11 protein-coding genes are annotated in these 10,882 nt (G+C 71.7%); 10 read left to right on the top strand and 1 reads right to left on the bottom strand.

The genetic code is table 11. The annotated features are described in order from the left end of the window. Positions 1 to 85: 85 nt before the first annotated feature. Positions 86 to 1,387, top strand: a complete 1,302-nt coding sequence (gene thrC, locus FD678_RS09215) for a threonine synthase (RefSeq protein ID WP_140721746.1) — start codon at positions 86 to 88, stop codon at positions 1,385 to 1,387. A gap of 124 nt (positions 1,388 to 1,511) precedes the next feature. After that, the gene (locus FD678_RS09210) at positions 1,512 to 2,228 is read left to right on the top strand and encodes a murein L,D-transpeptidase catalytic domain family protein (protein WP_140721743.1); all 717 of its coding nucleotides are present in this window, start codon (positions 1,512 to 1,514) and stop codon (positions 2,226 to 2,228) included. 56 nt (positions 2,229 to 2,284) lie between these two features. On the opposite strand, the gene FD678_RS09205 is transcribed toward FD678_RS09210, so the two are convergent. Further along, positions 2,285 to 2,953, bottom strand: coding sequence for a Crp/Fnr family transcriptional regulator (locus FD678_RS09205; RefSeq protein ID WP_218569593.1), 669 nt, complete (start codon positions 2,951 to 2,953; stop codon positions 2,285 to 2,287). Positions 2,954 to 3,150: 197 nt separating this feature from the next. On the opposite strand from FD678_RS09205, the gene hisS reads away from it, so the two are divergent. The 8 genes from hisS (at position 3,151) to hisA (ending at position 10,820) form a co-directional block, all read left to right on the top strand. Beyond that, complete coding sequence (gene hisS / locus FD678_RS09200) at positions 3,151 to 4,545, top strand: histidine--tRNA ligase (protein WP_140721737.1); 1,395 nt, start codon at positions 3,151 to 3,153, stop codon at positions 4,543 to 4,545. A gap of 127 nt (positions 4,546 to 4,672) precedes the next feature. Continuing rightward, positions 4,673 to 4,999, top strand: coding sequence for a YerC/YecD family TrpR-related protein (locus tag FD678_RS09195; RefSeq protein WP_140721734.1), 327 nt, complete (start codon positions 4,673 to 4,675; stop codon positions 4,997 to 4,999). Positions 5,000 to 5,008: 9 nt separating this feature from the next. Continuing rightward, positions 5,009 to 5,923: an ATP phosphoribosyltransferase gene (gene hisG, locus FD678_RS09190; RefSeq protein ID WP_140721731.1), complete on the top strand. Its 915-nt coding sequence runs from the start codon at positions 5,009 to 5,011 to the stop codon at positions 5,921 to 5,923. Continuing rightward, complete coding sequence (gene hisD, locus FD678_RS09185; protein ID WP_140721728.1) at positions 5,920 to 7,212, top strand: histidinol dehydrogenase; 1,293 nt, start codon at positions 5,920 to 5,922, stop codon at positions 7,210 to 7,212. Before hisG ends, hisD begins: the two co-directional genes overlap by 4 nt. Next, on the top strand, positions 7,209 to 8,348 hold the full coding sequence (gene hisC, locus FD678_RS09180; protein WP_140721725.1) for a histidinol-phosphate transaminase: 1,140 nt from the start codon (positions 7,209 to 7,211) through the stop codon (positions 8,346 to 8,348). The genes hisD and hisC overlap by 4 nt, the downstream gene beginning before the upstream one ends. After that, positions 8,345 to 9,418 carry a bifunctional histidinol-phosphatase/imidazoleglycerol-phosphate dehydratase HisB gene (gene hisB, locus FD678_RS09175; protein ID WP_140721721.1) on the top strand — a complete coding sequence of 358 codons (1,074 nt, stop codon included), beginning with the start codon at positions 8,345 to 8,347 and terminating at the stop codon, positions 9,416 to 9,418. The genes hisC and hisB overlap by 4 nt, the downstream gene beginning before the upstream one ends. Then, complete coding sequence (gene hisH, locus FD678_RS09170; RefSeq protein ID WP_140721718.1) at positions 9,415 to 10,017, top strand: imidazole glycerol phosphate synthase subunit HisH; 603 nt, start codon at positions 9,415 to 9,417, stop codon at positions 10,015 to 10,017. Before hisB ends, hisH begins: the two co-directional genes overlap by 4 nt. Further along, the gene (gene hisA, locus FD678_RS09165; protein ID WP_140721713.1) at positions 10,014 to 10,820 is read left to right on the top strand and encodes a 1-(5-phosphoribosyl)-5-[(5-phosphoribosylamino)methylideneamino]imidazole-4-carboxamide isomerase; all 807 of its coding nucleotides are present in this window, start codon (positions 10,014 to 10,016) and stop codon (positions 10,818 to 10,820) included. The genes hisH and hisA overlap by 4 nt, the downstream gene beginning before the upstream one ends. Positions 10,821 to 10,882 lie beyond the last annotated feature (62 nt).

The raw sequence follows: 10,882 nt of genomic DNA, 5'->3' as shown, positions 1-10,882 counted from the left end.
CTCGCGCGAGAACCGAAGGCGCTGGGTCCCCGCCTTCGCGGGGACGACGATCCGACTGGATGTTTTCAAGACCCACGGAACCCCGATGAACTTCATCTCCACCCGCAACAACGCCCCGGCCGCCACGCTCAGCCAGGCCATCGCCGCCGGGCTGGCGCCGGATGGCGGCCTGTACGTGCCGGCGCAACTGCCGGCCGCCCGCACCCTCGCGCCAGGCGCGACCCTGGCCGGCACGGCCGCCGATCTGCTGGCGCCGTTCTTTGCCGGCGACGGCCTGGAAAGCGAACTGGCCGCGATCTGCCACGAAGCCTTCGACTTCGCCGCGCCGCTGGTGCCGCTGGCGACGCCGGGCGACCACAGCCTGGAGCTGTTCCACGGCCCGACCGCGGCGTTCAAGGATTTCGGCGCGCGCTTCCTGGCCGCCAGCCTGGCGCGGCTGCGCCGCGACGCCGACCGGCCGCTGACGATCCTGGTCGCCACTTCCGGCGACACCGGCGCGGCGGTGGCGGCGGCGTTCCATCGCCAGCCCGGCTTGCGCGTGGTCGTGCTGTACCCGGACGGGCGCGTGTCGCCGCGCCAGGCCCACCAGCTCGGCTGCTTCGGCGACAACGTGAGCGCATTGCGCGTGGCAGGCTCGTTCGACGATTGCCAGGCGCTGGTCAAGCAAGCGCTCAACGACGGCGAATTGCAGGCGCAGGTGCCGATGAGTTCCGCCAACAGCATCAGCCTGGGACGGCTGCTGCCGCAGATGAGCTATTACGCGCACGCCGCGCTGGTGCACCATGCCCGCCACAGCGCCCCGCTGAACCTGGTGGTGCCGACCGGCAACCTGGGCAATGCGCTGGCGGCGATCCTGGCGCGCTCGCTGGGCGTGCCGCTGGGCCGGATCGTGTTGGCGACCAACGCCAACCGCGTGCTGCCGGACTACTTCGCCGGCAACGACTATGCGCCGCAGCCGAGCGTGGCGACTCTGGCCAATGCGATGGACGTGGGCGCGCCGAGCAACTTCGAGCGGTTGCGCTGGCTCTACGCGGGCGACGATGCGGCGCTGCGCGGGGACTTCACCGCGCTCTCGGTGGACGACGAGGCGATCCGCCGCACGATCGTCGAACGCCACCGCCGCTTCGGCGAGGTGTTCTGCCCGCATACCGCGACCGCCGTGCACGTGCTGGAGCAGATCCGCGCCGAAGGCGCGGAAGCGGACCTGGGCGACTGGGCGGTCGCGGCCACCGCGCATCCGGCCAAGTTCGAGGGCGTGGTCGAACCGTTGATCGGCGAACCGGTGCCGGTTCCGCCCGCGCTGGCCGAGCTGTTGGCCCGCCCGGCCCAGGCCGAGCCGCTGCCGCCGGACTACGCGCGGCTGAAGGCACGGTTGCTGGCCGGCTGAGCGCGGGCCGAACGCGGCGGCTGCCCGGGCTGGCAAAGCCGGGCAGGGGCCGCCATCTAGGGCAGAATGCGGACGGCCGGAACCGGATGTCCGCCCCTCAGTCCGTTTCCCGAAAGCCGTCCCGATGCGCCATGTGCTGAAGACGGCGGCCGCCGCTGCGCTGTCCTGCGCGGTCGCGGCCGCCCCCGCCAGTCCTCCCCAAGCCCCGGGCGCCATGGCCGCCGCCGCGCCGGTGCCCGCTTCCGGGCTGGCAGGCGTGTTGGCGTCGCAGGCGCCGACGCTGGACCGGCATGTGCTGGTCCTGGCCACCGAAGCGTTGCAATGCGCGCGCCATCGCGGCGAGGTGGCCGGGGACGCCCTGCTCAGCGTGATCGACTATTCCCGGCCCTCGACCGAGCGCCGGTTGTGGGTCTTCGACCTCAGGCAGCAGCGGCTGCTGTTCCAGGAATGGGTGGCGCACGGCCGCAATACCGGGGCCGACCTCGCGACCAGGTTCTCCAACGACGACGGCAGCTACATGTCGAGCCTGGGCGCGTTCGTCGCCGAGGACGCCTATACCGGCCACAACGGCTATTCGCTGCGGCTGAAGGGGCTGGAGCCGGGCTTCAACGATCGCGCCCACGATCGCGCCATCGTCATCCACGGCGCGCCCTACGTGAGCGAGGCGACCATCCGGAGCCAGGGGCGGCTCGGCCGCAGCCTGGGGTGCCCGGCCGTGCGCCCGGCGATCGCGCACCGGCTCATCGACGCGATCCGCGGCGGTTCGTTCGTGTTCGCCTACTACCCGGACCCGGATTGGCTGCGCCATTCGCGCCTGCTCGGCGATTGCGGCGCGACCTAGCGGGTGCCGTTCGCGACCGCCCGGGAGGCGTGGCGCGCCCGGGACCGCCGGAGCCGTCAGAAGTCGTCGTCGCCCGCGAGCCGGCGCAGGCCGGGGTAATCCAGGATCTGCACCAGGTGCAACTGCGGCAGCGCGATCAGCCGTTGCTGCTTGAGTTTGGTGAAGGTGCGGCTCACCGTTTCCATGGTCAGGCCGAGGTGGTCGGCGATGTCTCCGCGCCCCATCGGCAATGCGACGGTGTCGCCGGGCAGGCCCGGCTGGGTGGAACGCGCGGCCAGCCGCAGCAGGAAGTGCGCGAGCCGCTCGCCCGGCTGCAGCCGGGCGAGCGCCAGGCCGGTGTCCTGGGCGGCGGCCAGCTCCATGCTGGTGCGCTGGAGCAGCTTGCGTTCCAGGTGCGGGTAGCGCTCGCGTATCGCGCGCATGTCGGCGACCGGGGTCCGGCACACCTGGCTGTCGACGAGGGCCTCGATGTCGTGGCGATGCTGCGGCGTCCCGGTCAGGCCGACGTAGTCGCCGGGCAGCACGAAGCCGGTGACCTGGCGGCGCCCGTCGGCCAACGTCCGCACCATCCGCAGCACGCCGGAGGTGAGGGTATAGACGTACTGCCGGGCGTCGCCGGCGCGCACCAGGGTGCTGCCGGCGGAGCAGCGCAGGTGCTGGGTGGCCCGGTCCAGCGTCTCCATCTCGTGCTCGGACAGCGCAGAGCAGACGGCGCGGCCGCGCACGGCGCAATGGGCGCATTCCAGCGCCTGCGGGGGCGGCGCCGAGGCGTCCGTGCAAGGGGTCCCGGCGATTGCGCTCTGCCGATACATGGCGGATTCCCCGGCGAAAAGACGCCGCCATGATACGCCATGCGGCCTGCGCGGCCGAGGCCGGATAGAATTGCGTTCTTTCGTCCCCCCGTTCCGCAGGAGTCCCGCACGTGATCAAGCCCCGCACGCCGCCCGGCATCATGGAATTGCTGCCGCGCGAGCAGATCGCGTTCCAGCGCATGCTGGACGTCATCCGCCGCAACTACGAGCGGTTCGGGTTCCTGCCGGTGGAGACGCCGGTGTTCGAGCTGTCCGACGTGCTGCTGACCAAGTCCGGGGGCGAGACCGAGCGGCAGGTGTACTTCGTGCAGTCCACCGGCGCGCTGGCCAATGCCGCCGGATCCGGCGAGGCCGGGCTGCCGGAGCTGGCGCTGCGCTTCGACCTGACCGTGCCGCTGGCGCGCTACGTCGCCGAGCACGAGCACGAGCTGGCGTTCCCGTTCCGCCGCTACCAGATGCAGCGCGTCTACCGCGGCGAGCGCGCCCAGCGTGGCCGCTTCCGCGAGTTCTACCAGTGCGACATCGACGTGATCGGCAAGGACGCGCTGAGCATCCGCTACGACGCCGAGGTGCTGGCGGTGATCCACGCGGTGTTCTCCGAACTGGGGATCGGCGACTTCCGCGTGCAGTTGAACAACCGCAAGCTGCTGCGCGGCTTCTTCGAGAGCCTGGGCGTGGCCGAGGGCGAGCTGCAGCTGGCGGTGCTGCGCGAGGTCGACAAGATCGACAAGCGCGGCGCCGACTACGTGCGCGAGACCCTGGCCGGCGAGGGCTTCGGCATCCCGGCGCAGCAGGTCGAGAAGATCCTGGCGTTCATCGCGGTGCGCTCGAACGGCCACGCCGATGCGCTGGCACGGCTGGATGCGCTGCTCGCGGAGGCCGGGCCGAGCGAGGTGCTGCGCGAGGGCGCGGCCGAGCTGCGCGAGGTGCTGGAGCTGGTGCGGGCGCTGGGCGTGCCCGAGGACGCCTATTGCCTGAACTTCTCCATCGCCCGCGGCCTGGACTACTACACCGGCACCGTCTACGAGACCACGCTGGTCGACCATCCGCAGATCGGCTCGATCTGCTCGGGCGGCCGCTACGAGAACCTGGCCAGCCACTACACCAAGTCGAAGCTGCCGGGCGTCGGCATCTCGATCGGCCTGACCCGTTTGTTCTGGCAGCTGCGCGATGCCGGGCTGGTCTCGGGCGTGGAGGCCAGCAGCGTGCAGGCGCTGGTGGCGCTGATGGACGAGGAGCGGCTGGCCGATTCGCTCGACATCGCGCGCTTGCTGCGCGCGGGCGGGATCAACACCGAAGTGCAGATGGAGCCGAAGAAGATCGGCAAGCAGTTCCAGTACGCGGCGCGCGCCGGCATCCGTTTCGTGGTGCTGGCCGGCGAGGACGAGCGCGCGCGCGGCGTGGTCGCGGTGAAGGACCTGGTGCGCGAGCAGCAGTTCGAGGTCGCCCGCGAGGAGTTGGCGAGCGCCCTGCAGGTTGAGCTGGAGCAGGCCAAGGTGATGTGAACCGGGTTCGCCGGCTCCGTGCCGGCGAACCGGTGGGGCCGTCGCCCCGGATGGAAAGATCGGGCCGGGCCGCTTGTCCCGGTCCTTTTTTTGGTTTAATGTATTAACACGCTATTACATTAACGCGATGAAACAACGTCCCAATCCCCGTTCCGACCGCGATGCCAGCGCCCCCCTCCGGGCGCTGGCCGATGCGCTGGCGTGCCTGGGCGAGGCCGCGGCGGTCGAGGCATTCCTGCGCGACCTGTGCACCCCGGCCGAGCTGGAGGCCATGGCTGATCGCTGGCGGGTGGTGCCGTTGCTGGTGCAGGGCGTGCCGTACCGCGAGATCCATGACCTGACCGGCGTCAGCGTCACCACCATCGGGCGCGTCGCCCGCACCCTCGAGCACGGCACCGGCGGCTATGCCGCGGCGCTGCGCGAGTCTTCGGCACGGCCTGCCGGATCCCACTGAGAGATCGATATGAGTGCTTCCCATGCGGCACCGGTGCGCGACCGGTTGCGCATCGCCATCCAGAAAAGCGGCCGGCTGGCCGAGCCCGCGCGCAGCCTGCTGACCGCGTGCGGGCTGAGCTGGCGCCAGAGCCGCGACAAGCTGTTCTGCTATGGCGAGTCGCTGCCGGTCGACCTGCTGCTGGTGCGCGACGACGACATCCCGGGCCTGATCGCCGACGGCGTGGCCGACCTGGGCATCGTCGGCCTCAACGAACTGGACGAGCAGGCCGCCGAGCGCCGCCGCAACGGCCTGCCGCCGGCCTATCGCGCGTTGCGCGGCCTGGACTTCGGCCAATGCCGGCTGATGCTGGCGGTGCCCGAGGAATGGGAGTGGCAGGGCGTGCGGCAGCTCGCCGGCATGCGCATCGCCACCAGTTATCCCGCGATCCTGTCGGAGTGGCTGGCCAGGCAGGGCGTGGACGCGCAGGTGGTGGAGCTGTCCGGTTCGGTCGAGATCGCGCCGCGCCTGGGCACGGCCGACCTGATCTGCGACCTGGTGTCCTCTGGCGCCACGCTGGCGGCGAACCAGCTCAAGCCGGTGGAGCTGGTGATGGAGAGCGAAGCCGTGCTGGCCGGTTCGGTGCGCGAACCGGCGGACGCCCGCGCCGGCCTGCAGGCGATGCTGCTGCGCCGCCTGGACGGCGTGGTCAAGCTGCGCGACAGCAAGTTGCTGATGTTCCGCGCCGAACGGGCGCAGGTGGCGGCGCTGAGCCGGCTGCTGCCCGACGCCGACCCGTTGGTGCAGCTGCCCGACGACGGCAGCAACGGGGTGCGCCTGCAGACGATGTGCCACGGCGCGGTCACCTGGCAGCGCCTGGAGGAACTGGAGCGCGCCGGCGCGCGCGGATTGATGGTGTTGACGGTGGAGCGGTCCCTCGCATGAACAGACTCGACTGGAGCCAGCTCGACGAACGGGCGCAGGCCCGCGCGCTGACCCGCCCGGTGCAGGCGGTGGCTGCGCAGACCCGCGATTCGGTCGCCCGGTTGATCGCCGAAGTGCGCGAGATCGGCGATGTCGCGCTGCGCGAGATCACCGCGCGCTTCGACGGCGTGGCGCTGGCGCGCTTCGAGGTGGAGGCGGAGGAATTCGCCGCGGCCGAGGCGTCGATCGCGCCGGAACTGCGCGAGGCGATGGTGGAGGCGATCGGCCGGATCGAGGCGTTCCACCGCGCCGGCATGGCGCAAGGCTATGCGGTGGAGACCGCGCCGGGCGTGGTCTGCGAGAAGATCGTGCGGCCGATCGGCCGGGTCGGGCTGTACGTGCCCGCCGGCAGCGCGCCGCTGCCTTCGACCGCCTTGATGCTGGGCGTGCCGGCGCGCCTGGCCGGGTGCCGCGAGGTCGTGTTGTGCACGCCCCCGCGCAAGGACGGCACGGCCGATCCCGCGGTGCTGGTCGCCGCCAGGCTGACCGGTGTGAGCCGCGTCTTCAAGCTGGGCGGCGCGCAGGCGATCGCGGCCATGGCGTACGGCACCGAGAGCGTGCCCGCCTGCGACAAGTTGTTCGGGCCGGGCAACGGCTTCGTGACCGAGGCCAAGCAGCAGGTCGCGCAATCCGGGGCGGCGGCCATCGACATGCCGGCCGGGCCGTCCGAGGTGCTGGTGATCGCCGATGCCGGCGCCAACGCCGCCTTCGTCGCGGCCGACCTGCTGTCGCAGGCCGAGCACGGTCCGGACTCGCAGGTGCTGCTGCTGTCCGACAGCGATGCGCTGATCGAGGCGGTGCAGGTCGAGATCGAACGCCAACTGGCGCGGTTGCCGCGCGCGCAGATCGCGCGCCAGGCGCTGGCGCAGTCGCGGCTGGTCAAGGTCGCCGCGCTGGAGGACGCGTTCGCGATCAGCAACCGCTACGCGCCCGAGCACCTGATCCTGGCGCTGCGCGAGCCGCGCGCGTGGCTGGAACAGGTGGAGGCGGCCGGCTCGGTGTTCCTGGGCGACTACACGCCGGAGGCGCTGGGCGATTACTGCAGCGGCACCAACCACGTCCTCCCGACCAGCGGCGCGGCGCGCGCCTACAGCGGCGTGTCGGTGGCCAGCTTCCAGAACATGCTCAGCGTGCAGGCGGCCAGCCGCGCTGGCATCGCCGCGATCGGCGGTTGCGCGCTGACCCTGGCGCGCGCCGAAGGCCTGGACGCGCATGCGCTGGCGGTGGCGCTGCGGATGGAGGCGGCATGAGCGGGGCCTCGATCCTCGAGCTGGTGCGCGAGGACCTGCGCGCCTTCGCCGGCTATTCCTCGGCGCGCAGCGCCCGGGTGACGGGCGACGTCTGGCTCAATGCCAATGAATCGGCCTGGGCCAACCCGGCCGATCCGCAGGCCGGCGCGCGGCGCTATCCGGAACCGCAGCCGGAAGCGCTGCGGCGGACCCTGGCCGCGCTGTACGGCTGCGCCCCGGAGCAACTGCTGATCGGCCGCGGCAGCGATGAAGGCATCGACCTGCTGGTGCGCGCGCTGTGCGTGCCCGGCCGCGACGCGGTGGTGACCACGCCGCCGGTGTTCGGCATGTATGCCGTGTGCGCACGGCTGCAGAACGCGCCACTGGTCGAGGTACCCCTGGTGGACGGCGAGGGCGGCTTCCATGCCGACATCCCGGCGATCGTCGGGGCCGCACTGGCTTCGCGCGCCAAGCTGGTGTTCCTGTGCTCGCCGTCCAATCCCGCCGGCTCGGCGATCGCGCTGGAAGAGATCGAGGCGGCCCTGCAGGCGTTGAGCGGCAAGGCGGTGTTGGTGATCGACGAGGCCTATGGCGAGTTCTCCGACGTGCCCTCGGCGGTACCGCTGCTGCAGCGCCATCCCAACCTGGCGGTACTGCGCACCCTGTCGAAGGCGCATGCCTTGGCGGCCGCGCGCATCGGCAGCCTGGTCGCCGACGCCGGGCTGGTCGCGGTGCTGCGCCGCTGCCAGGCGCCGTACCCGGTGCCGGCGCCGTGCGCTGCGCTGGCCGAGCAGGCCTTGCTGCCGCAAGCCCTGGAAACCACCGCGCGCCGCGTGGCCGAGGTCCGCGCCGAGCGCGAACGGCTGCAACGCGCGCTGGCCGCCGTGCCTGGCGTGCGCCGGGTGTATCCCTCGCAGGGCAACTTCCTGCTGGCGCGCTTCGCGGACGCCGGGTCGGCGTTCCAGGCACTGCTCGATGCCGGGGTGGTGGTGCGCGACCAGCGCGCCGCGCCGCAGCTCGGCGATGCCTTGCGCATCACCATCGGCACGCCGGAACAGAACGCGCGCGTGCTCGCGGCGCTACGGGAATCGAAAACCGGCGGCAAGGACGCGGCGCGCGCTCGAGATGGGTTCGCACCGGACGGGGAGGCCGCATGAAACCGATCCTGTTCGTCGACCGCGACGGCACCCTGATCGAGGAGCCGGCCGATTTCCAGATCGATGCCTTCGAGAAGCTGCGCTTCGTCCGCGACGTGATCCCGGCGATGCTGAAACTGCGCGACGCGGGCTACGAGTTCGTCATCGTCAGCAACCAGGACGGCCTGGGCACGGACAGTTATCCGCAGGCCAGCTTCGATGGCCCGCACGGGCTGATGATGCAGGTGTTCGAAAGCCAGGGCATCGTGTTCCGCGACGTGCTGATCGACCGCAGCCTGCCCACCGACAATGCGCCCACCCGCAAGCCGGGCCTGGGCATGATGGTGAAGTACCTGCAGGACCGGAACATCGACTGGGCGCGTTCGGCGATGGTCGGCGACCGCCCGACCGACATCCAGTTCGCGCGCAACCTCAACATCCGCGGCTTCCAGCTCAAGACCGACCAGTTCGGCGGCGAGTGGAACTGGAGCGGCATCGCCCACGAGCTGGCCGATGCGCCACGCCGCGCGGTGGTCCAGCGCGATACCAAGGAGACCCGGATCCGGGTCGAGCTGGACCTGGACGGCGCGCCCGAGGCGCGCGTCGCCACAGGCCTGCCGTTCTTCGACCACATGCTCGAACAGATCGGCAAGCACGGCGGTTTCAGCCTCGACATCCGCGCCGAGGGCGACCTGCACATCGACGAGCACCACACCATCGAGGACACCGGCCTGGCGCTCGGGCAGGCGCTGCGCGAGGCGCTCGGCGACAAGCGCGGCATCGGCCGCTATGGGTTCACGCTGCCGATGGACGAGACCCAGGCCAGCGCGGCCCTGGATTTCAGCGGGCGGCCGTACTTCGTGTTCGAGGGCGAGTTCAGGCGCGAGCGGGTCGGCGACATGCCGACCGAGCTGGTGCCGCATTTCTTCCGCTCGCTGTGCGATGCCTCCGGGCTCAATCTGCACCTGTCGGTGCGCGGCGAGAACGACCACCACAAGGTCGAGGGATGCTTCAAGGCGCTGGCCCGCGCGCTGCGCCAGGCCATCCGCCGCGAGGGCACCGCATTGCCGTCGACCAAGGGGGCGCTATGACCGAGGTCGCGTTGATCGATGCCGGCGGCGCCAACCTCGGCTCGGTACGCTATGCGCTGGAGCGGCTCGGCGTGCAGGCCAGGCTGGTGCGCGACGCCGATGGCCTGCGCGGTGCCGGGCGGGTGATCCTGCCCGGCGTCGGCGCGGCCCCCGAGGGAATGGCGCGGTTGCATGCGCAGGGCTTGGTCGAGCCGCTGCGCGCCCTGCGGGTGCCGCTGATCGGCATCTGCCTCGGCATGCAGTTGCTGTTCGAGCGCTCGGAGGAGGGCGACGTCGAATGCCTCGGACTGCTGCCGGGCGTGGTGCGCAGGCTGCATCCGGCCACCGGCATCCGGGTGCCGCACATGGGCTGGAACCGGCTGTTGCCGCTGCGCGCCTCGCCGTTGCTGGAAGGGCTGCCCGAGCGCGCTTACGCCTATTTCGTGCATGGCTACGCCGCGCCGCTCACCCCGGCCACCGTGGCCGCCAGCGACCATGGAGGCCTGTTCACCGCCGTCGTGCACCAAGGCCTGTATTGCGGCGCGCAGTTCCATCCCGAGCGCTCGGCCGATGCCGGCTCGCGCATCCTGCGCAATTTCCTGCAGATGGATTTCGAATGAGCTTCACCGTCTATCCCGCGTTGGACATCCGCAACGGCCAGGTGGTGCGCCTGCTGCAGGGCGACTACGACCGCGAGACCCGCTACGGCGACGATCCGCTGGAACGCGCGCGGCGTTTCGCCGCGGCGGGCGCGCGCTGGATGCACCTGGTCGACCTGGACGCGGCCAAGGCCGGCGGCTATACCTTGTCGCCGCTGCTGGCGCGGATCGCTTCGCAGACCGGGCTGCAGGTGCAGACCGGGGGCGGCGTGCGTTCGCGCGAGGACGTCGCGCGGATCCTCGACGCAGGTGCCGCGCGCGTGGTGATCGGCTCCCTGGCGGTGCGCGAGAGCGCGGCGGTGCTCGGCTGGCTGGACGAGTTCGGCCCCGAACGCATCACCATCGCGCTCGACACGCGCCGCGACGAGGCCGGCGCGTGGCGCCTGCCGGTGCATGGCTGGACCGAGACCGCCGACACCACGCTGGACGAACTGGCGACGCGCTACGCGCAGGCGGGCCTGCGCCACCTGCTGTGCACCGACATCGCCCGCGACGGCATGCTGTCCGGGCCGAACATGGATCTGTACGCGCACCTGCGCCGGCTGGCGCCCGGGCTGCAGGTGCAGGTCTCCGGCGGCGCCCGCGACGTGGCCGACGTCGCCGCGGCGAAGGCGGCCGGCTGCGCCGGGATCGTGCTCGGCAAGGCGCTGCTGGAAGGCCGCCTGCGGCTCGAGGAGGCGCTGGGGGCTGCCAGCGCGATCGGGACCGGCCACGCCGCGCCCGGCTGCGTGCGGGCCCAGGAAGAGGGAGGAAATGTATGTTGATGCATGCCCGGGCGATGACGCCGGCCTGCGCGCAGCCTGTCGTGGCCCTTCCGGGTCGCCGT

The sequence above is a fragment of the Pseudomonas sp. Hp2 genome, from assembly GCF_006386585.1.
GTDB classification, from domain to species: domain Bacteria; phylum Pseudomonadota; class Gammaproteobacteria; order Xanthomonadales; family Xanthomonadaceae; genus Pseudomonas_S; species Pseudomonas_S boreopolis.
The sequence above is the reverse complement of the archived record's forward strand: the minus strand, read 5'-3'. Positions and strand labels throughout refer to the sequence as shown.

Excerpts from the sequence above, each read along its gene's own strand:
- thrC (WP_140721746.1), top strand. The coding sequence starts at position 86 with ATGAACTTCATCTCCACCCGCAACAACGCCCCGGCCGCCACGCTCAGC.
- hisC (WP_140721725.1), top strand. The coding sequence starts at position 7,209 with ATGAGCGGGGCCTCGATCCTCGAGCTGGTGCGCGAGGACCTGCGCGCC.
- hisD (WP_140721728.1), top strand. The coding sequence starts at position 5,920 with ATGAACAGACTCGACTGGAGCCAGCTCGACGAACGGGCGCAGGCCCGC.
- hisB (WP_140721721.1), top strand. The coding sequence starts at position 8,345 with ATGAAACCGATCCTGTTCGTCGACCGCGACGGCACCCTGATCGAGGAG.
- FD678_RS09195 (WP_140721734.1), top strand. The coding sequence starts at position 4,673 with ATGAAACAACGTCCCAATCCCCGTTCCGACCGCGATGCCAGCGCCCCC.
- hisH (WP_140721718.1), top strand. The coding sequence starts at position 9,415 with ATGACCGAGGTCGCGTTGATCGATGCCGGCGGCGCCAACCTCGGCTCG.
- hisG (WP_140721731.1), top strand. The coding sequence starts at position 5,009 with ATGAGTGCTTCCCATGCGGCACCGGTGCGCGACCGGTTGCGCATCGCC.
- hisA (WP_140721713.1), top strand. The coding sequence starts at position 10,014 with ATGAGCTTCACCGTCTATCCCGCGTTGGACATCCGCAACGGCCAGGTG.
- FD678_RS09210 (WP_140721743.1), top strand. The coding sequence starts at position 1,512 with ATGCGCCATGTGCTGAAGACGGCGGCCGCCGCTGCGCTGTCCTGCGCG.